This window comes from Paenibacillus sp. FSL F4-0087, assembly GCF_038020215.1.
In the GTDB taxonomy this organism is placed as follows: Bacteria; Bacillota; Bacilli; order Paenibacillales; family Paenibacillaceae; genus Paenibacillus; species Paenibacillus taichungensis.
Genome location: NZ_JBBODJ010000001.1, coordinates 420462 through 440997, shown reverse-complemented (window position 1 = coordinate 440997; position 20536 = coordinate 420462). Strand labels below are relative to the sequence as shown.

Sequence of the window (20536 nt, the reverse complement as noted above, 5' to 3'; positions counted from 1 at the left end):
CGTTATGAGAGCCTGATTTGCTTGGGAAAGGTGTGGGTCAGCAGTGGATGAATGATTGAAAAGACAGCGAGTCCAAACTGGTTGCTTTTGTGCCATTTATATTGCTTTTATGTGCTGTTTGACCTATGCAAACGGTTGATATAATCGCAGTATAAGCCACTCAGGGAGCACTTGAGTAGGAAGAATTACAGGGGGAGCAATCATGAGAACTTTAAAACGAACTTGGCCATTTCACGTAATGCTGCTGCCAGCCATCATCTTTCTGATTATATTCAGTTATGTGCCTATGGGCGGAATCGTTATGGCATTTCAGAACTACAAACCATGGCTCGGCATCAGCGGCTCGGAGTGGGTCGGGCTAGATAATTTTAGATATTTGTTTGAACGCGAGGACAGTCTGCAAGTCATTTGGAACACACTGATCATTGCTGTGCTCAAACTCATCTTTAACTTGTTTGTCCCGTTTGTGTTCGCAATTTTGTTGAATGAAGTTCGCAAGATGGCGATCCAGCGAACGATCCAAACCTTGGTGTATCTGCCTCACTTCTTGTCTTGGGTTATCCTGGGCGGAATTTTGATTGATCTGTTATCCACTGGTGGACTGGTGAACCGGGTACTCGGAACATTCGGACTTGGGCCATACTTCTTCCTTGGAGATAACAGCTGGTTCCGACCAACAATTATTCTAACGGATGTGTGGAAGGAATTCGGCTATAACATGATTGTCTTCTTGGCTGCCCTTGCCGGCATTAACCCGGCACTGTATGAAGCAGCAGAGATTGACGGAGCGGGTCGTTGGAAGCAGACGCTGCATATCACCATCCCGTCTCTTGTACCGATGCTAATGGTGGTTGGAACACTGGCATTGGGTAACGTGCTTAACGCCGGGTTCGATCAGATTTTCAATCTGTACAACCCGCTTGTATATCAAACGGGTGACATTATTGATACATTCGTTTATCGCTCGGCGCTGGAAAATGGAGAGATGGGCTTCGCGACCGCAATTGGATTATTTAAATCGGTCATCAGCATGGTCTTGATCCTTGTATCATACAGCCTAGCCAAAAAATACGCCGGATATCGCATATTCTAATCGAATGAACAGAGAAAGAAGGGACCACGATGTATCATAAATCAATGCCTTACCGCGTGTTCAATGTCATCAATATTTGTTTTCTCATTTTGGTTGCCATTATGTGTATTGTACCGATGATTCACGTTCTGGCTGTATCCTTCAGTAACAAGGCTGCCGCAGATGCCAATCTCGTCAATCTCTGGCCGGTAGGGTTCTCACTTGAAGCATACAAAAAAACGATGAATAATCCGATTTTCCTAAACTCTCTCTGGATTTCCTTGTTGCGGACAGTCATTGGTACAGGAATTACGTTGCTGATTACCTTTTTGGCGGCGTACCCGTTGTCGAAAGAAAATAGTGAATTTAAAGGCAGAACCGTATATTCATGGATTTTTGTTTTTAGTATGATCTTTAATGGGGGACTCGTTCCTTTCTACATGGTCATTCAGAAGATCGGCCTGATGGATTCCTTCTGGGTGCTGGTGCTTCCGGGAGCTGTCAACACCTTCCTCGTCATTCTGATGCTAAACTTCTTCCGGGGCATTCCGAAAGAGCTTGAGGAAGCGGCGCTGATGGATGGTGCCAATCACTTCAGAACGTTGTTCAGTATCTTCCTGCCGATTTCCATGCCATCTATCGCAACGATTGCACTGTTCAGCATGGTGTTTCACTGGAACTCATGGTTTGACGGATTACTCTACATGAACAATGCCAAGGATTATCCGCTGGCTACTTTCATGCAGACCGTAATTATCAAACGTGATATGAGTACGATGGCCATGAACCCGAAAGAGATGGAAACCATTTCTCAAACCACAGTAAGAGCGGCACAGATTTTTATCGGAAGTGCGCCAATCCTCATCGTGTATCCATTCCTGCAGCGCTTCTTTGTCAAAGGTATGACCTTGGGTTCGGTTAAAGGCTGAGCCTGCATCTAAATTAAACGGAGGTTGATGAAGTGAGCAATTTAAAGGAAGAGGCATTCATTCTCGGAATGGATGTGTCATTTATGGATGAAATTGAGCAGCATGGTGGGAGCTATCGTGATGAGCAAGGGCAGCAGGCGGACCTGTTAACCCTTCTCAAGCTGGGTGATGCCAATGCAATCCGATTGCGAATCTGGAATGATCCTGTAGGCGGATTCTGTAATCTGGAGCGGACGGTAGCGGTAGCCAAACGGATTAAGGAACAAGGCTTGCAATTTTTACTGGATTTTCATTATTCCGATCGTTGGGCTGATCCAGCCAATCAATGGAAGCCAAAGGCGTGGGAGAAGCTCTCCTATGAAGAACTGCAGCGTGAGGTATGTACCTATACGGCAGATGTACTGAGAACACTCAAGGAGCATGATGCGTTACCGGACATGGTGCAGGTGGGCAACGAAATAACACCGGGCATGTTATGGGATGAGGGACGTGTGAGCGGAGAAGAGCATGATACGGATGAACAATGGGAACGTTTTGCCGGACTTGTGAAGTATGGGATAGCTGCGGTTAAATCCATCGATCCTGATATCAAGATCATGATTCATATAGACCGCGGTGGTGACAATGCAGAGAGTCGCAAGTTCTATGATCGGTTTGAGGCGCTAGGTGTGGAGTTCGATATCATTGGGCTCTCCTATTACCCTTGGTGGCACGGAACACTGGATGCACTGCGGGATAATCTGCATGACCTGGCTCAACGCTACGGCAAACCAATCAATGTGGTTGAAACCGCTTATCCTTGGACATTGGAGCAGCCTGAAGGCCACGAGTGGATTCTGAATCAGGAAGACCTGTTGCTGCCAGGATATCCGGCAAGTGTGGAAGGACAGACACGTTATCTGAAGGATCTGCTGCAGATTATTCGTGAGGTTCCCGGCGGTCTCGGAGCGGGATTCTATTACTGGGAGCCTGCCTGGATTCCTAGCAAGGAAGAGTGGTCTGTTGGACATCCGAATAACTGGGGCAACCTGACGATGTTTGACTTCAAGGGTCAGAAATTGCAATCGTTTTCAGCGCTGAAGGCTGGAGAGGAAAATGACACTACATTGGATGAGCAGCCGAGTGCTGCATTGATCAAATAGATTAATTAAAATGAAATGAATAAGGAGTTGTCAGCATGACATACAAATATCCACCTGTAAGTTCCAAAGCACCTCATATGTTACATGGTGCAGACTATAACCCGGAGCAATGGCTCCGCTATCCTGAAATTCTCGAAGAGGATATCCGCCTGATGAAGCTTGCCAAATGTAACGTGATGTCCGTTGGCATCTTCTCATGGGTATCCCTTGAACCAGAAGAAGGTGTATACACGTTTAACTGGCTGGATCATATTTTGGATACGTTTGCAGCGAATGGAATCTATGCATTTCTGGCTACCCCAAGCGGTGCAAGACCTGCCTGGATGTCGGCCAAGTATCCTGAAGTGTTGCGTGTTGGGGCCAATCGGGTTCGCAACCTGCATGGCTTCCGTCACAACCATTGTTATACGTCTCCGGTATACCGGGAGAAGGTTACGGCAATCAATACAAAGCTTGCAGAACGTTACTCGGATCATCCCGCAGTCATTGGCTGGCACATTTCCAATGAATTCGGCGGGGACTGCCACTGTGATTATTGCCAGGATGCTTTTCGTGGCTGGGTGAAAAACAAATACGGCACACTGGATGAGTTGAATCACTCCTGGTGGACGACATTCTGGAGCCATACCGTGACAGACTGGAGTCAAGTGGAGTCTCCTGCCCCGCACGGAGAGACACAGGTCCATGCGATGAATCTGGACTGGCGCAGGTTTGTCACCGATCAGACTGCTGATTTTATCGTGCACGAAACGAAACCGCTGAAGGCCAAAAATCCCGATCTGCCGGTAACGACCAACCTGATGGAATTTTATGAAGGATTGAACTACTGGAAGTTCGCTGATATTCTGGATTTCCTGTCATGGGACAGTTACCCGACATGGCATGATGCGGATGAAGAAGATACGCTGGCATCCAGAGTGGCGATGATGCATGATATCGTTCGTTCCATCAAGGGCGGGCAGCCGTTTCTATTGATGGAAAGTACACCAAGCTCAACCAACTGGCAAGAGACCAGCAAATTGAAACGTCCGGGCATGCATTTGCTGGCATCTCTGCAAGCTGTAGCACACGGCTCGGACAGTGTACAGTACTTCCAGTGGAGAAAGAGTCGGGGGTCCAGTGAAAAGCTTCATGGAGCAGTTGTGGACCATGTTGGACATGAACATACCCGTGTGTTCCAGGATGTTACTGACGTAGGAACGGCGCTGGAAGGAATGCAGGCGGTGGTTGGAACGTCCGTTCCGGCTGAAGTTGCCATCATCTTCGACTGGGAAAACCGCTGGGCAGTAAAGGATTCCCAAGGACCGCGTAACATCGGAGTGAAGTACGAGCAGACGGTAGAATGGCATTATGATGCCTTTTGGAAAAAAGGTGTGCCTGTAGACGTTATCGACATGGATGCTGATCTCTCCAAGTACAAACTGCTCATCGCACCTATGCTCTATCTGGTACGTGAAGGAGTCGGCGAACGCATTGAGCGATTCGTAGAAAATGGCGGTACATTTGTAGCCACTTATTGGTCAGGTATCGTAAATGAGAATGATCTATGCTTCCTGGGAGGATTCCCTGGACCGCTTCGCAAGACGCTGGGAATTTGGTCAGAAGAGATTGACGGCTTGCATGACCGTGATCTGAATGGGGTTGTGCCTGTGAAGGACAACGAGCTTCAACTGAATGCCGAGTATGATGCTTTCGAATTATGCGACCTGATTCATCTGGAAGGTGCAGAAGCGCTAGCGACATATCGCTCCGACTTCTATGCTGGACGGCCTGCTTTGACCGTTAATCGTCTTGGTTCAGGTAAAGCTTATTATATGGCTACACGTTTCAAAGCTCCATTTTACGATGATTTCTATGGCAGTTTAATCGCTGATCTGGGTATTGAGCGTGCTCTTGAAACTCAGCTTCCTGCTGGAGTTACAGCACACATTCGTACTGATGGAACAGCCGATTATGTATTTGTGCAGAACTACACACCGGAGCCGAAGCAAGTACAACTGGACAACCAGTCCTATCGTGATCTGCTGAGTGATGATGCTGTGGAGGGCAGCCTGGATTTGCAGCCATATGACATCCGGGTACTGCGCAGAGCGGCTGAGCGTAAATAAAATAATATTACTCAATTGACTGGAAAATCTGGGGATAAAACGAGTGGAAGGTTGTTCTGTCATCAGAGTGGCAAGTGTAAATATTCTTAGTTCAACTTATATATAGCACGCAGAAGGGTCACCCTTAACGTCTCGATCAGACGGAGAGGGTGGTCCTTTTTGTCGTATTTAGATCACGTTGAGTACTTTTTCTGGGCAAGATAAAGGATAAACGTGTCCGCGCAGCGAAGACAAACAGGTAACATTGCAACTCATGACTTTCAGTCTGGGAGGAATTGGAATGAATCAAAGGAATTTAGACGGTAACAGCTTTATTATTCGGCTGGAAATGACAACAAAAGACATCAAGTTTGGCGAAGTGGCTTCGGCCATCTCGGAAGCCGGCGGGGACATCATCGCCATCGACGTAATTTCGACCAATCAGGATGTTAGTGTGCGCGACTTAACTGTCGCTGTAACGGATGCACAAGATAACAACAAAATTATAGAAGGGGTGCGTCAGCTTAAAGGGGCATCCATCATAAACGTATCGGACCGGACGTTCCTGCTGCACTTGGGCGGCAAGATCGAGGTTACTCCGAAGGTCCCGATTCATAACCGGGAAGATCTGTCACGCGTATATACACCGGATGTGGCCCGGGTATGTTCGGCTATATCAGAAGAGCCTGGAAAGGCATTTTCGCTGACAATCAAGCGGAATACGGTTGCCGTAGTATCGGATGGCAGTGCAGTGCTCGGACTTGGCAATATTGGACCACGTGCCGCGATGCCGGTCATGGAAGGTAAAGCGATGTTGTTCAAACAGTTTGCAGGAGTGGATGCTTTTCCAATCTGCCTGGATACACAGGATACCGAGGAAATCATTCGAACTGTGAAAGCGATCTCACCGGCATTTGGCGGGATTAATCTGGAGGATATTTCTTCACCACGTTGCTTCGAAATTGAGCGTCGCCTGAATGAGGAACTGGACATTCCAGTATTTCATGACGATCAGCATGGTACAGCAGTTGTATTGTATGCAGGTCTGATTAATGCGCTCAAGCTGGTTGGCAAGTCCATCACGGATGTAAAAATAGTTGTCTGTGGTATCGGTGCAGCAGGTGTGGCATGCAGTAATATTCTGCTGTCCGCTGGTGCGAGTCGGGTTGTCGGCGTCGATCGTGAAGGTGCATTGGTACGGACGACTACCTATGAAAATGAAGTATGGAGCGACTATGCAGCGCGTACCAACCCGGAACTGGAGACAGGTTCACTTCGTGACGTGATTCGCGGAGCAGACGTCTTCATCGGCTTGTCACGCGGTAATCTGTTAACCCGGGAAGATGTGCAAACTATGGCCGCTGACCCGATTGTCTTCGCCATGGCGAATCCTGTACCGGAGATTATGCCATCTGTGGTAGAAGACATCGTGGCTGTCATGGCGACAGGCCGCTCGGATTATCCGAATCAGATCAATAATGTATTGTGTTTCCCGGGGATGTTCAGAGCCGTTCTGGATTGCCGTGCCAGTGAGATTAATGAGGAGATGAAGCTCGCGGCAGCTCAGGCGATTGCTTCAGCCATTTCGGATGAAGAGCGCACCCGTTATTATATTATTCCGAGTGTGTTTAACGATAAAATTGTCAAATCGATGCGCAATCGCGTGATTGAAGCAGCGGTCAAGACCGGTGTGGCAAGACGTATACCACGTGAACAAACTCGCGAAGGCGGGGACGTGTAAGATGCAAGAGAAATCCCCTCAACATCTGAACCTAGGCACGCAACAATCAGGGTATGGGGATCAGGTTGATGGAACGTTAACAGGAGAGGCTATTCTTCGGGCGGCTCGTGCTTTTGTACAGGGAGATGCGGCCGCACATACAGATGGTCATGACTGGCCTCATATCGAGCGGGTGACCGCACTTGCGGTCGAGCTTGCACACCGTATGGGTGCCGATCCCTTTATCTGTGAACTCGCTGCATTGCTTCATGATGTACCGGATGAGAAGTTGAACGAAAGTCTCGAAGCCGGGATGGCGAAGCTGAATGCATGGCTGGATACCCAGCCGCTTGAAGCGGGTACACGGGAAGCTGTGATACACATCATTAGTTCTATTTCCTATGCAGGAGGACAGCGCCCTGCTGTTTCATCCCTGGAAGCTCAGGTCGTGCAGGATGCGGATCGCCTGGATGCGTTGGGCGCCATTGGTATTGCGCGTACATTTGCTTTTGCCGGTGCGAGAGGTCGTGAGATGTATGATCCTGCCCTTCCGCCACGAGAGCAGATGACGCGGGAGGAATACCGGAATGGACGCAGTACAACGATCAATCACTTTTACGAAAAGCTGTTTAAGCTAAAAGATCTGATGAACACGTCCTACGGCAAGGAACTGGCGGAGCAGCGTCATGACTTTATGATGCAGTTTGTGGAGCAGTTCAAGCGTGAATGGGAAGGAAGGTTTTCATAACTTTCTCCGTTTGAGTTAAACATACAATACCCCCTACTTCCGAAAGTGGAGTGTGGGGTATTGTTTTGTGTACATAGAAGTAGTAGAAAATTGAATTTAACTCATCAACAGGATACAAGGCATGGTAACCCAAAGGCTTCCATGATACAATAAATCGTTCTCCTGAATTGATTCGGGCAAAAAAAGAAATATGGGGTAATAATGATAATGATCATCCAACGAATGAAATCAGTTTCGAAAAAGAGGAGGGGTCACCATGTCATTTGGTGCACGTGTACTTAAGACAGGGATTGCGGTCACGCTGGCCCTGTACCTTAGCAGCATGTTCCTGAACCCGCAATCTCCCGTTCCCGCCGCGATTGCGGCCATCTTTGCGATGCAGCCATCCATTTATCGTTCCTGGAAGTATTTCCTCGATCAGCTGCAAACCACCACACTTGGGGCAATTGTGGCCTTGCTGGGAGGCATGGTGCTGTCCAATGAGCCGATTGCCGTCGGGTTAATTATTGTGCTGGTTATTATGATTTGTCTTAAATTGAATATGGGCGAAACGGTTGGTCTGACGCTGGTAACCGTTGTATCGATTATGGAAGCGTCGGGTGACTGGCATTTTGCATTGAACCGTTTCCTGCTGACACTTGTCGGCATTGTATCTGCGTTTCTTATTAACATTACGGTATTTCCACCCAAGCCGAAGATTCAGTTCGTGAAGCAGATTCAGAGTGTGTTCAGTGGCATGTCACTGTTACTGCGTACTTCGATCTCGGATGAGATCAAGGAAGTAGTGTTCCGGGATGAGAAAAACAATCTGGGCGGTTCGATTAAATCTTTGTCAGATAAATATAATTTGTTTGAAGAAGAACAGAAGAAGATGAAACGTTCCAAATTCAGTGAGACCCGGCAGATGGTCGTATACAAACAGATGCTACTGAGCCTGCAAAAAGGATTCGATGTGCTGGATTCGGTAGAACGCCATTATTTTCAGGCACAGCGCACGCCCGAAATGGATCAGTTCTTTGATACACATCTGGAGCTTGTAATCAAATTCCATGAACATGCGCTGCTCAAATTCGAGGATAAGCTGAAACCGAACGGAGAAGAAGCGGCACAGTTCATTTTGGATAATGATCGTTTTATGGAGCAGGCCATATCCCAGTTTGATATCGATCAGGAAGGGATGCTGAGACTGTCCATCGTTGCAGCTGCAATCTACGATTATGGCTATCAGCTGGAACGATTAAACCGGCTTGCCGAACATGTGCATAGTGCCAGTGAAGACAAGGAGTCACAGGATAAAATTCTGAATTGGCTTAAATGGCCGTAAACATGGTAATACGGTTTGCGGTGATGTGGTTTGTCATATACAATGGAACCACAACCAGCCCGGACAGCGTGTCCGGGTTGTTTTGTATACATAGCGCAAACCTTGCGCAACCAACCCAATCGAACCGAGGTAGATACGTATGAATGTAACACAGCTTAGCACTGAATGGATGGAGTGGTTCAATGGACAGGATCTGGAGCAGAAGCAGCACGAAGCGATGCAATTGCTCACTGTGTCCGAAGATGGCTGGCCGCATCAGGCGATGATCAGTATGGGTGAAGTCATTGCTATTGCGCCCAACTTGCTGAGACTGGCTTTATGGCCGGGAACACAGACAAGTATGAATATGAGTCGAACAGGTAAGGCTACCTTGATTGCTGTCCATCAGCAAAGCTTGTTATCTATTCGTCTGGATGTGACTTCACTGCCACAACTCATAGAAGCTGTGCATCCGAGAGATCGTTTTGAGGCTCAGGTGTTAAACATTCGAGTAGATCATGCACCCTATGCGGAGATTACTTCAGGGATCACATTTCAATTAAAAGATGAGTCTGGGGCAATTACACGTTGGAGAGAGACCATTGAAGAATTACGACAATAGAATGGTAAACGTTCTATATTCACCCCATTCGAGGGTAATAATAGAATGAAAACAACAAAAAACGCCTCCGCTTGCATCGGGACGTTGTCACTGGTACAATAAAAAATGGTTTTCAGAAAATTAGAACTAATTAACATAAAATAAAAATGTTTACTTTCTAATTAATTATACCATAGCCTTTTCGGGCTTGTCAAATGGGCTTTTGAGGACACAATCCGGGGAAAGAGGGGCGTATTAACATATGAGTACAGACCAGCAATGGAGCGAGGAGCAACAGCGGGTCAACGTTGTAACGGAACAGATTAATCTGAAAATCGACATCCTAGAAAAAGAGGTAGGTTCCTTCAGGGACGAAGTTGTGGGGATGAGAAAAGACTTCTGGGACGAAGTCACCATGAACTTCAGCGAAGCGGATGACGTGGGTGAGACCTCCACCAGTATGAGGCAGCAATCGCAGGTTCTATCGGATCGGGAGCGCAGTCATCTGAATACGGCAGCAGCGCTGGACAAAATGAAACGGCTGCATCATTCACCGTATTTTGGACGCATTGATTTTAAGGAAAATGGCTATCCAAATGCAGAGCGAATCTATCTGGGGATCGCATCATTGTTGGATGAGAAGGAGGAATCCTTCCTTGTCTATGACTGGCGTGCACCCATATCAAACCTGTATTACGATGGTGCGCCAGGTCCGGTCACGTATCATACACCTAGCGGTGAGATAAGTGGCGATATTGAGATGAAGCGGCAGTTTGTCATTCGGGATGGACGTATCCGCTTTATGTTCGACACCGGAGTTACCATTGGGGACGAACTGTTACAGGCCGTTCTCAGTCGAACCTCAGATGCACAGATGAAAAGTATTGTGGCGACCATCCAGAAGGAGCAGAACCGGATTATCCGTAATGACCGGACTCGCATGCTGATCGTGCAGGGAGCTGCTGGCAGTGGTAAAACATCTGCTGCACTTCAGCGTGTGGCGTACCTTCTCTATAAATACCGCGAGCATCTGCAAGCGGATCAGATGGTTCTTTTTTCGCCAAACCCAATGTTCAACAGTTATGTTTCCACCGTACTGCCTGAGCTTGGGGAGGAAAATATGCTGCAAACGACCTTCCAGGAATATCTGGAACGCCGTCTGGGCCGTGAATATCAGCTGGAAGACCCATTCATTCAGCTTGAATACGTACTGACCGGAACAGAAGATCCTGAGTATGAAGCGCGTATGTCTGGCATTCGATTCAAGTCATCCGAATCCTTCCTGAAGGTGATAACGCGTTATAAGGACAGCATGATGTCTGAAGGTATGAAATTCAAGCCAGTTCGTTTCCAGGGACGGGCTGTGGTTACAGCTGAGGCCATGGCGGAGAAATTCTATAGCTTCGAGCCATCCGTCAAACTGGTGAATCGATTGGAAATCCTGCGGGACTGGATGCTGAAAGAGTTATCGGCCTTTGGCAAAGGTGAATTGGAAGCCCCTTGGGTAGATCAACAAATGGATCTGATGGAGCCGGAAGATCTGCAGCGGGCCTATCAGCGTCTCAAGCGAAAGCAAAAAGGGAAGGCAGACACGTTCGATGATTTCCAGCAGGAAAGGGAGATCCTTGCCCGGATGGTGGTCAGTGATCGGCTCAAGCCTTTGCGCAAATGGATCAAATCGTTACGTTTTGTCGATGTCCGTCAACTGTACGCCAACTTATTCAACGACCGGGCTCAGATGGTTCGCCTGTTGGGAGAGGAAGCACTGCCTTCACACTGGGAAGAGATTGGTGAGATGACACTTCGCAGATTAAAAGTACAGGAGCTGGCCTATGAGGATATCACACCATATTTGTATTTGCGTGAGTTACTTCTCGGCTTCCATATTAACTCCAATATCCGCCATGTGATCATTGACGAGGCACAGGATTACTCTGCCTTCCAACTGGCCTTTATGAAGAGATTGTTCCCGAGATCCAAAATCACCGCACTTGGAGATTTTAATCAAGCTATCTATGCACACTCTTCGGTATTAAGTGGGACGGGGCCGCTGACCAACTTGTATGGACCAGAAAATACGGAAGTGATCGAGCTGACGAGAAGTTATCGTTCAACACAGGAGATCGTGGAGTTTACACGCGGGATGGTTCCGGGTGGAGAAGAGATTGTTCCATTTAATCGGGGTGGGGAGAAACCGAAAGTGATCGTTTCCTCCAATGAACAGAAGCATCTGAATGTTATTACAGCCGATCTCAAACATCTGATTCAGGAAGGATATGAATCGGTTGCGGTCATCTGTAAAACCGCGGAAGAGAGCAAGGACATCCATGAAGCGTTAAGCAAAGTACTGCCTACGGCACCGAAGCTGATTAAGAAAACAACGTTAGCCTTTGAACGGGGTGTGCATGTCATCCCAGCATATCTGGCCAAAGGTGTGGAGTTTGATGCCGTTTTGATCTATGACGGATCTGCATCGCAATATGCGCAGGAACATGAACGCAAGCTGTTCTATACGGCATGTACCCGTGCCATGCATTTGCTGCATGTCTATTGCATGGGTAAACCGAGCCCATTCATTACGTCCCAGTCCGAGGAATTGTATGATATGGGTAAGGTGTCTGCGGTTCAAACCGATTGATTTTGTCTTTCATGTTCATGAAGAAGACTTCCGTTCGAAGGGACGGGAGTTTTTCTATGTATTGCGGAATACGATGTGGGGAATAAGAAGCTCCATGAGGTTGGGCTCTGCTGTGAGTGGTACGAAGTAGATCACTGGACATAGATAATTGCATCTCTTCTGACATGAGATCAGAAGGATTAGGTTTTATGGATAAAAAATGATCCATCCTTTGTGTGCATGCACAATAGGTGTGAATTTTCTTTACACATGACGGCGAGACTCATATAATCGTAACAATCTATTTTTTTGGATCGTTTATTTAATGAAGGAGGCAGCAGCATGAATACACCATCTTTTGAACGCCCATTAATGGCGGATTGCGTACCGGATATGGTGGCAACAGCACGGGGAGACTTGCCTGCGACCTTGGTCATTCGGGGCGGAACACTGGTTAATGTGGTTTCGGGTGAAATTATACCGGGCATGTCTGTAGCGGTACAGGGAGCCCGGATTGCATATGTTGGCAAAGATGTAAGCCATACGATCGGTGAGCATACACGTATTATTGAGGCAGAAGGCAAATATATTGCTCCCGGATTGCTGGATGGGCACTGTCACATAGAAAGTACACAAATGAAAGTAACCGAGTTTGCAAGAGCCGTTCTGCCTTCCGGTACAACGGGAGGATTCTTTGACCCGCATGAAATCTCGAATGTGCTTGGACTCAAAGGTTTGCGATTGATGCTGGATGAAGCTCGGACGACACCAATGGCTGCTTATATGCAGGTGGCTTCCTGTGTTCCTTCCACACATCCTGGACTCGAGACAACAGGCGCTTATATTGGACCGGAAGAAGTGGCCGAAGCCCTCTCCTGGGGTCCGGATATGATTGGTCTAGGTGAAGTAATGAACTTCCCTGGGGTCGTGTACGGGGACGAGACGATGATCGGTGAGATCCAGGCGACGCTCCGAGCAGGGAAGGTGGCAGATGGTCACTTTACCTGGGCAGCGGATGACTGGCGTCTGCCAGCCTACGCTGCAAGCGGCGTTACGGGGGATCATGAATGTGTTACGAAGGAAGATGTGGTGGAACGTCTGCGGCTTGGCATGTATGCCAAAATGCGTCAGGGCTCTGCATGGCATGACGTGGCGGAAACGATCAAAGCCTGCACAGAACTTGGCCTGGATACACGTCGCATGATGCTGGTGACGGATGACCGGAGCTCTGAATCACTGCTCAAAGAAGGTCATATGGACTTTGTTGTACGTTTGGCCATTTCTCAAGGGGTGAAGCCGGTTACCGCTTTCCAGATGGCGACGATTAATACGGCTGAACGTTTCGGCGTAGCACGCGACATTGGTGCGGTTATTCCAGGGAATATCGCCGACATTATTTTGCTGGATGGACGCTTGGCTGATGTCCATGTAGGCATGACGATTGCCGCAGGGCATGTCGTGGCAGAGAACGGCAAAATGACAGCAGTCTGGGACAGCTTCACATACCCGGAAGAGGCATTGAACACCGTGAAACTGCAAGCCAACATCCAGCCGAAGGACATGGAGCTGTCTGCGCCGATTACCGAAGGTACGATTGGAGCAAAAGTCATTCACGTGACGGAGAATCATGTGGATACCAAAGAGAAGCATGTTAATGTCATGGTGGAACATGGCAATGTCGTCGTCTCAACATCGGGTGGAATCTGCAAAATTGCGGTGTTGGAGCGTCACAAACAAACGGGCAATCGCGCGGTTGCTCTTGTTGGGGGAATTGGCTTCACAGGTCCTGCGGCCATTGCGATGACCGTTGCACATGACAGCCACAATCTGCTCATTATCGGTAATGATGACGCATTGATGGCCGAGGCGGGCAACCGGGTCGTTGGGATGCAGGGAGGCGTAGCCGTCGTGACTGCCTCTGGTGTGACCGAATTTCCGCTGCGCATTGCAGGCCTGATGTCCACGGAATCTTTTGAAGTGGTAGCAGCTCAATCTGCAGCTATAAGTGAAGCGTTACGGTCTGCTGGTTGTACGTTAAATAACGCATTTATGACGCTGTCTTTGCTGGCGCTTGTCGTTATTCCGGAATTGCGCTTGTCTGATAAAGGCTTGGTACGCATTTCGGCAGAAGGCATTGAGCTGGTATCTCTGTTTGATGACATAGTGGAGAATACACCGGCTGCTCCGGCAGGTAATTAACGAATTAAAGAATAATAGCGTGTCCATTCTTCCTTGAACCGGGAGAGAAGTATAGGTCGCCTTTGGGCGGCCTTTTTTTATTTTCACAGGAAAACGCTTACTAGGTCTTGAGTCGTCTGTTGTACATATGCAAAAAATGACCCATGTTAGGGAGAAATTAGGATAAAATTAAAAAGTTTTTCTTAAATGAGACTTTAGAACTATAAATACAGAAGTGTGAATACCCGAAATAATGTTATATGATTCTTTCGTCGTAAGTCTAAGAGATGATGTTGCATATAAAAGCAATGTAAATAGTCGTACATCGAAATTGTATCCAATGAATGAATATAAAACGACAGAATTTCATCGAGATTTGCACGATAGAGCTGCATAACATCAAAGGGAGTGTACAAATATGAAAAGCAAAAAGAGATACCAATTCATTTTGTTAATTAGTTGTTTCATGCTGTTTACGGGAAATACTTATGTTTGCAAAGCCACTGCACTTGGCTCAGTCGACAGTTATGAAACCATCCATGGAACGGTTCAGGGATCGGTAAGAGCAACCTGGGTATGGGATACCACACAGATTCAAAATAACCCTCAGCTAGTGCTGAGGTTTGCCACAACGAACAAAATCAATACGATCTACCTACAAATGAATCGGGATGTAAAACTTCCGTACTATACATCTTTCATTCGTCAAGCCAGAGAGAAAAATATTGCCGTGGACGTTATGGATGGAAGACCTGCTTGGGGACTGACGGAGAGTCGGGGTCAAATTGCAGATTTTCTGGACTGGGTTGAAGCGTATCAAAATCAAGTAGAGCCTAATGAGAAATTTGCCGGCATCCATCTGGACATTGAACCTCATGTACATCCAGAGTGGAAAACCAATCAGGCCAGTGTGATCACGCAGTGGCAGGGGAACGTTGAATACATCGTCGATCGGGCCGCACGGATGAAGATGCCGGTAGCCGCTGACCTGCCTTTCTGGCTGGATGGTTACAAGATTCCGGGTTCCACGATGAATGTAAGCAGCTGGATGATCCGCAAGTTTGACTCGATTACCATTATGGCTTACCGGGATACGGCTGCGGCCATCTATAATGTGGCGAAGGATGAACTTGAGGAAGCGTCACTTTTGGGTAAAACGGTATCGATCGCTGTGGAGACCAAGCAAAGCAAAGAAGGCGATTTTATTACCTTTTATGAAGAGGGTACAGCATATATGGAAGCACAGCTCAAGTTGGTAGAGAAAATGGCAAGTGTGCATTCGTCTTTTAACGGATTCTCGGTGCATGAGTACAGCTCATGGGAGACATTGAAAAAGTAAAATGAAATTCCAATACATCAGAAAGATAAAGAAGGTGCTACGGCCGAACGGGCTGAAGCACCTTCTTTGCATCTGTTAACTCATATAAAAGTGGAGAACAGTGAAGTATCATCAGTTCAGAGTGCCGAATGCTCGTCCTGAAAGATGTTTAAGCTTAGACCAGTGCAGGTTCCATCGCCACTTTCTCATAAAACATTTTGCGATATTGGGACGGGGTAATATTCTTGTGTTTCTTGAATGTTGTAATGAAGTAGCTCAAATGCTCGAACCCAACGTCCATGGCAATATCCACAATTTTGTGATCGGTATTCTCAAGCTGAACACAGGCCTGCTGGATGCGATAATAGTTGATATAGTCGACCGGACTTTTCTGCACCATCTGTTTGAAAAAGCGGCAAAAATGTCCTTCGCTCATATTGGCCTCATCTGCCAGTTCTTTTAGCTTGAGTGGTTCGGGGTAACGCTTGTGAATATAGCTTAACACTGATTTCAGACGCTCCACTTTATCATGACTGCCTGACGGAATGGTCCCTTTGAGTGCAGCAGGTCTCATATGTTCAAACATTTGTGCAAATATTAAATAGAGGTAAGCTTTGGTTGTCATCTCGCAGGTTGGTGTCCCGGCGGCATGATCGGCGAAAATCCGTTTCAAATGTAAAATGATTTCTTGGCCCCACGCTTCATCAGTTTGGATATGGTAAGGGGGGAGAACCGTTTTGTGCACCAGTGGGCCAACGAATTTCTCCTGTACAGCATCGAATGTACGGCTGCCTAATAGCTCCGGGTTAAATACGATGGATGAAAAAACACAAGGGACATCACCTTTCAGATAGCCGGCGTGAATTTCGCCCCGATTGATAAAGATGGCTTCTCCCGCTTGGACTTCTACCGTATTCATATCAATTTGAAAAACAGCACTGCCCTGAGTCACCATGGTGAACTCCATCTCATCGTGCCAATGGCAATCGAGAATGCTGTCCCCATTCAATTGTTGAATATCCGGGTATACACTGACTGGATACATGGCATTGCCGTGAATCCGGTCTTCCCGTAATCGTTCACGTTCCATATGAGAATCTCCTTTTGCATCATTATTAATGTAAACGTTCCCATAGATTGGTGGTGTTTATAAAGAATCGGATAAGAAATATCAGAATCGTGATATATTTGGTCAAAATATGAGAAGAAATTCGTTATTAATGTCAATATTATTATAGTATAACCGAAGGGGGAAAGAAAACATGAAATTTACTGATGGATTCTGGATGACTCGTGAAGGGTACCACATTCAAAACCCGACTGACATTCGTGATATTGTGCAAAAAGAGGATTCTTTGACCGTATATGCGGCAACTAAATATATTCGCACCAAAGGCGACACGTTGAATGGTACATTGCTTAAAGCAACGTACAGTTCACCTATGCCTAACGTTATTCGTGTAACTTTGAATCACCATAAAGGCGGAGTGAAAAAAGGGCCTGTATTTGAGCTTAATACTCAAGATGCAAACGTTGACATCTCGAAAAATGAACAAGGTGCTGTTTTGAAAAGCGGCAATCTGGAAGTTCAAATCGACAAAACGAACGGTTGGGACGTCAGCTTCCTGTATGGAGGAAAACGGATTACAGGTAGCGGTCAAAGAGCGGCTGGTTATATTACTGGTCCAAGTAAGGAAGCGTACTTCCGCGAGCAGCTTGATCTCGGCATTGGTGAATACGTATATGGACTCGGTGAGCGCTTCACGCCGTTTGTTAAGAATGGTCAAGTGGTTGACACTTGGAATGAGGACGGCGGTACAAGCAGTGAGCAGTCATATAAGAACATTCCTTTCTACTTGTCCAACAAAGGATATGGCGTATTTGTAAACCATCCTGAACGCGTATCGTATGAGATTGCATCTGAGAATGTATCTAAAGTGCAGTTCAGCGTAGAAGGGGAGACTTTGGAATACTTCATTATCGGCGGTGACAATCCAAAGGATGTACTTGATAATTATACGAAATTAACAGGTAAACCAGCGCTTCCACCAGCATGGACGTTTGGTCTGTGGCTGACCACATCATTCACAACGGATTATGATGAAGCAACGGTTAACCATTTCGTGGATGGTATGGCTGAGCGTGATCTTCCGCTGTCTGTATTCCATTTTGACTGCTTCTGGATGAAGGAATACCAATGGTCTGATTTTGTATGGGATGAAGCGATGTTCCCAGATCCGGAAGGCATGCTTGCACGTCTGAAAGAGAAAGGACTCAAAATCTGTGCGTGGATCAATCCATATATTGCAGAAAAATCCTACTTGTTCGATGAAGGCATGGAGAACGGTTATCTGGTAAAAACAGCCGATGGCAGCGTATGGCAATGGGATATGTGGCAAGCAGGTATGGCTCTGGTTGATTTCACGAATCCGGATGCTGTTAATTGGTATAAGAGTAAGCTGGAAGTTCTGCTTGATCAAGGTGTTGATTCATTCAAAACAGACTTCGGTGAAAGAATTCCGACAGATGTCGTTTACTTCGATGGCTCTGATCCGGTTAAAATGCACAACTATTATACACAGCTCTATAACAAAGCTGTATTTGAATTGCTCGAAGAAAAGATTGGCAAAAACGAAGCTGCCCTGTTTGCACGCTCTGCAACAGCAGGTGGTCAACAGTTCCCAGTTCACTGGGGTGGAGACTGCTCTTCAACTTATGAATCCATGGCTGAATCACTTCGGGGCGGTCTCTCGCTTGGACTTTCCGGTTTCGGATTCTGGAGCCATGATATCAGCGGATTTGAAAGTACAGCAACCCCTGACGTATACAAACGCTGGGTACAATTCGGACTTTTATCTTCTCACAGCCGCCTACACGGAAGCACTTCGTATCGTGTGCCTTGGCTGTTCGACGAGGAATCCGTGGACGTTGTTCGTGACTTTACCAAACTCAAAATCAGCTTGATGCCATATCTCTACAATTCTGCGGTGGAGTCGACTGTAAAAGGTATTCCGATGATGCGCGCTATGCTGCTGGATTTCCCAGAGGATCCAACAACATTCAGCCTGGATACACAATACATGTTTGGTGATTCGATCCTGGTGGCTCCAATCTTCAACAAGGAGGGTGATGTTCGTTATTACCTGCCTGAAGGTACATGGACCAACTATCTGACAGGTGCTAAAGTTGAAGGTGGACGCTGGATTAGCGAAAACCATGACTTCAAAACACTGCCAATGATGGTTAAGCCAAACAGCCTGATTGCTGTTGGTGCTGTGGATAGCAAACCGGATTATGACTTTGCGGATAATGTGTCCCTTCACTTGTTCGAACTGGCTGACGGCAACTCCGCTCAAGCGGTGGTTGTAAACCAAAGTGCTGAGCAGGAGCTGGTTGTTAACGTATCCCGTAACGGCTCTGTTCTGGAAGTTCGTGCTGAAGGTGCAGGCAAACCATGGAATATCGTGCTGCGTGGCATCGAAAGTGTATCCGGCGTAGAGGGCGGTTCCCAAGCGTCTGGTACAAATGGTGTTGTCGTTACGGCAGCAGCAGGTGCTAGCTCGCTTACAATTCAACTGTAAAATTTATTGGATAAACAGAAGGACGGTGCCGCAAGGTTCCGTCTGTTTGTCTACTGTCGTGCCATTGGAAGATATGGTTATAGAAAAGAAATGGTAGTATCATTTATAGATTGAACTAAACTTTTACATGATCGGAAGGTTGTTCTGTCATCGAGGTGGAAATGTAAATATTCTTTAGTTCAATTTATAAAGCGACAGATAAAGATAGGGGATTATATCTAATGAGTACAACGAATTCAGGTTTACACCAAACCATTACTGCCGAGATGCTGTATAAGTTGGTAGAGAACACTTTTGGAACCGCTACCATTGTGAAGAGTTTTGCACTTTTGCAGGGTGGACTTTTTAATACAACGTATCGAATTCAGCTTGAACATGCGTCATACGCGGATGTGATATTACGTTTGGCTCCAGAGCGGGTAGAGATGCCGCTCGGCTCTGCTGGCGATCCGTTATTTTCATTTGAACGTACAATGATGTCTGCTGAACCTGTTGTTTATGAATATTACCGTAAAGCAGGCATTCCTGCTCCGAACATTATTGCCTGTGATGACAGTGGATCGATCATTCCGAGAACCTATATGTTTATGGAGTTCATACCCAGTAAGCAGCTGGATCATTCATCGATTTCGGAAGCGGATAAAGAACGATTATATCATCAGCTCGGCGCTTATACGGCTGTAATGCATCAGATTAAGGGTGAATCGTTTGGCTGGCCGCAGGGCGATGGGACGATTAAAGGCTCGGATCATTGGTCCGAGGTGCTGCACGCTTTTGCAGGAGAGACGGCACTCAAAGCGTCACAAGTCGGCTATATGCCAGGTGTGGGAGAAGCAATCGCAGATATGTTCATAACAAATAAGGATTTATTTGATCAGGTGACTGTTCCGGTTCTTGTTCATAACGATCTGTGGGAAGCTAACGTGCTTGTTCATGAGGAGAACGGGCAGCCAAACATAGCCGCCATCATTGATGGGGATCGTTCCATGTTTGCGGACAGGCAGTTTGAGGCTATTTTATCGACAGAATCATCAGCTGGTTTTCATGAAGGCTATGGCCAGTCACAGAATATGACAGATGAGGGTCAGGCACGCCTTTTGGCCTACCGCATACTTTCCTCTTTCTTTAACGCATATGTGCATGAACATCAGGTTGATCAGCCGGAGGCAGGCCAGAAGTATCGCGAGCGTACACTGGATCTATTGGAAGAATGGAAGGGACTCAAACTTAACGAATAAGT

Annotated in this window: 14 protein-coding genes; 13 read left to right on the top strand and 1 reads right to left on the bottom strand. The window is 46.9% G+C overall.

The window, feature by feature from the left end:
* Nucleotides 1-202: 202 nt before the first annotated feature.
* From MHB84_RS02085 to MHB84_RS02035, 11 genes are all read left to right on the top strand, one after another.
* A complete protein-coding gene (locus tag MHB84_RS02085) occupies nt 203-1093 on the top strand; it encodes an ABC transporter permease (protein WP_062321959.1) in 891 nt (296 codons plus the stop codon).
* A 29-nt stretch (nt 1094-1122) separates the two neighbouring features.
* Nucleotides 1123-2001: a carbohydrate ABC transporter permease gene (locus MHB84_RS02080; protein WP_076289424.1), complete on the top strand. Its 879-nt coding sequence runs from the start codon at nt 1123-1125 to the stop codon at nt 1999-2001.
* Nucleotides 2002-2033: 32 nt separating this feature from the next.
* Nucleotides 2034-3143 (top strand): glycoside hydrolase family 53 protein, encoded by a 1110-nt coding sequence (locus tag MHB84_RS02075; protein ID WP_083678912.1) that lies wholly within the window; start codon nt 2034-2036, stop codon nt 3141-3143.
* Between the two features lie 35 nt (nt 3144-3178).
* Nucleotides 3179-5251 carry a beta-galactosidase gene (locus MHB84_RS02070; protein ID WP_076289425.1) on the top strand — a complete coding sequence of 691 codons (2073 nt, stop codon included), beginning with the start codon at nt 3179-3181 and terminating at the stop codon, nt 5249-5251.
* A 280-nt stretch (nt 5252-5531) separates the two neighbouring features.
* Nucleotides 5532-6971, top strand: a complete 1440-nt coding sequence (locus MHB84_RS02065; protein WP_076289426.1) for an NAD-dependent malic enzyme — start codon at nt 5532-5534, stop codon at nt 6969-6971.
* 1 nt (nt 6972) lies between these two features.
* Entirely contained in the window at nt 6973-7698 is a 726-nt protein-coding gene (locus tag MHB84_RS02060; protein ID WP_076289427.1) for an HD domain-containing protein, read from the top strand.
* Nucleotides 7699-7954: 256 nt separating this feature from the next.
* Nucleotides 7955-9022, top strand: coding sequence for an FUSC family protein (locus tag MHB84_RS02055; RefSeq protein WP_076289428.1), 1068 nt, complete (start codon nt 7955-7957; stop codon nt 9020-9022).
* A 139-nt stretch (nt 9023-9161) separates the two neighbouring features.
* Nucleotides 9162-9623 (top strand): hypothetical protein, encoded by a 462-nt coding sequence (locus MHB84_RS02050; protein ID WP_076289429.1) that lies wholly within the window; start codon nt 9162-9164, stop codon nt 9621-9623.
* Between the two features lie 241 nt (nt 9624-9864).
* On the top strand, nt 9865-12240 hold the full coding sequence (helD, locus tag MHB84_RS02045; RefSeq protein WP_076289430.1) for an RNA polymerase recycling motor HelD: 2376 nt from the start codon (nt 9865-9867) through the stop codon (nt 12238-12240).
* Nucleotides 12241-12561: 321 nt separating this feature from the next.
* Entirely contained in the window at nt 12562-14418 is a 1857-nt protein-coding gene (locus MHB84_RS02040; protein WP_076289431.1) for an adenine deaminase, read from the top strand.
* A gap of 397 nt (nt 14419-14815) precedes the next feature.
* Complete coding sequence (locus tag MHB84_RS02035; protein ID WP_076289432.1) at nt 14816-15736, top strand: hypothetical protein; 921 nt, start codon at nt 14816-14818, stop codon at nt 15734-15736.
* A 154-nt stretch (nt 15737-15890) separates the two neighbouring features.
* Here the strand turns inward: MHB84_RS02035 and MHB84_RS02030 are convergent, their stop codons facing one another.
* Complete coding sequence (locus tag MHB84_RS02030) at nt 15891-16805, bottom strand: helix-turn-helix transcriptional regulator (protein WP_076289433.1); 915 nt, start codon at nt 16803-16805, stop codon at nt 15891-15893.
* A gap of 172 nt (nt 16806-16977) precedes the next feature.
* Between MHB84_RS02030 and yicI the strand changes: the two genes are divergently transcribed.
* A complete protein-coding gene (yicI, locus tag MHB84_RS02025) occupies nt 16978-19296 on the top strand; it encodes an alpha-xylosidase (RefSeq protein ID WP_076289434.1) in 2319 nt (772 codons plus the stop codon).
* 221 nt (nt 19297-19517) lie between these two features.
* A complete protein-coding gene (locus MHB84_RS02020) occupies nt 19518-20534 on the top strand; it encodes an aminoglycoside phosphotransferase family protein (RefSeq protein WP_076289435.1) in 1017 nt (338 codons plus the stop codon).
* The last annotated feature ends 2 nt before the right edge of the window (nt 20535-20536 follow it).

Bases quoted from the DNA above. Each gene is read 5' to 3' on its own strand.
- MHB84_RS02085 (WP_062321959.1), top strand. From the start codon at position 203: ATGAGAACTTTAAAACGAACTTGGCCATTTCACGTAATGCTGCTGCCA.
- yicI (WP_076289434.1), top strand. From the start codon at position 16,978: ATGAAATTTACTGATGGATTCTGGATGACTCGTGAAGGGTACCACATT.
- MHB84_RS02040 (WP_076289431.1), top strand. From the start codon at position 12,562: ATGAATACACCATCTTTTGAACGCCCATTAATGGCGGATTGCGTACCG.
- MHB84_RS02035 (WP_076289432.1), top strand. From the start codon at position 14,816: ATGAAAAGCAAAAAGAGATACCAATTCATTTTGTTAATTAGTTGTTTC.
- MHB84_RS02050 (WP_076289429.1), top strand. From the start codon at position 9,162: ATGAATGTAACACAGCTTAGCACTGAATGGATGGAGTGGTTCAATGGA.
- MHB84_RS02060 (WP_076289427.1), top strand. From the start codon at position 6,973: ATGCAAGAGAAATCCCCTCAACATCTGAACCTAGGCACGCAACAATCA.
- MHB84_RS02080 (WP_076289424.1), top strand. From the start codon at position 1,123: ATGTATCATAAATCAATGCCTTACCGCGTGTTCAATGTCATCAATATT.
- MHB84_RS02020 (WP_076289435.1), top strand. From the start codon at position 19,518: ATGAGTACAACGAATTCAGGTTTACACCAAACCATTACTGCCGAGATG.
- MHB84_RS02065 (WP_076289426.1), top strand. From the start codon at position 5,532: ATGAATCAAAGGAATTTAGACGGTAACAGCTTTATTATTCGGCTGGAA.
- MHB84_RS02070 (WP_076289425.1), top strand. From the start codon at position 3,179: ATGACATACAAATATCCACCTGTAAGTTCCAAAGCACCTCATATGTTA.
- helD (WP_076289430.1), top strand. From the start codon at position 9,865: ATGAGTACAGACCAGCAATGGAGCGAGGAGCAACAGCGGGTCAACGTT.
- MHB84_RS02030 (WP_076289433.1), bottom strand. From the start codon at position 16,805: ATGGAACGTGAACGATTACGGGAAGACCGGATTCACGGCAATGCCATG.
- MHB84_RS02055 (WP_076289428.1), top strand. From the start codon at position 7,955: ATGTCATTTGGTGCACGTGTACTTAAGACAGGGATTGCGGTCACGCTG.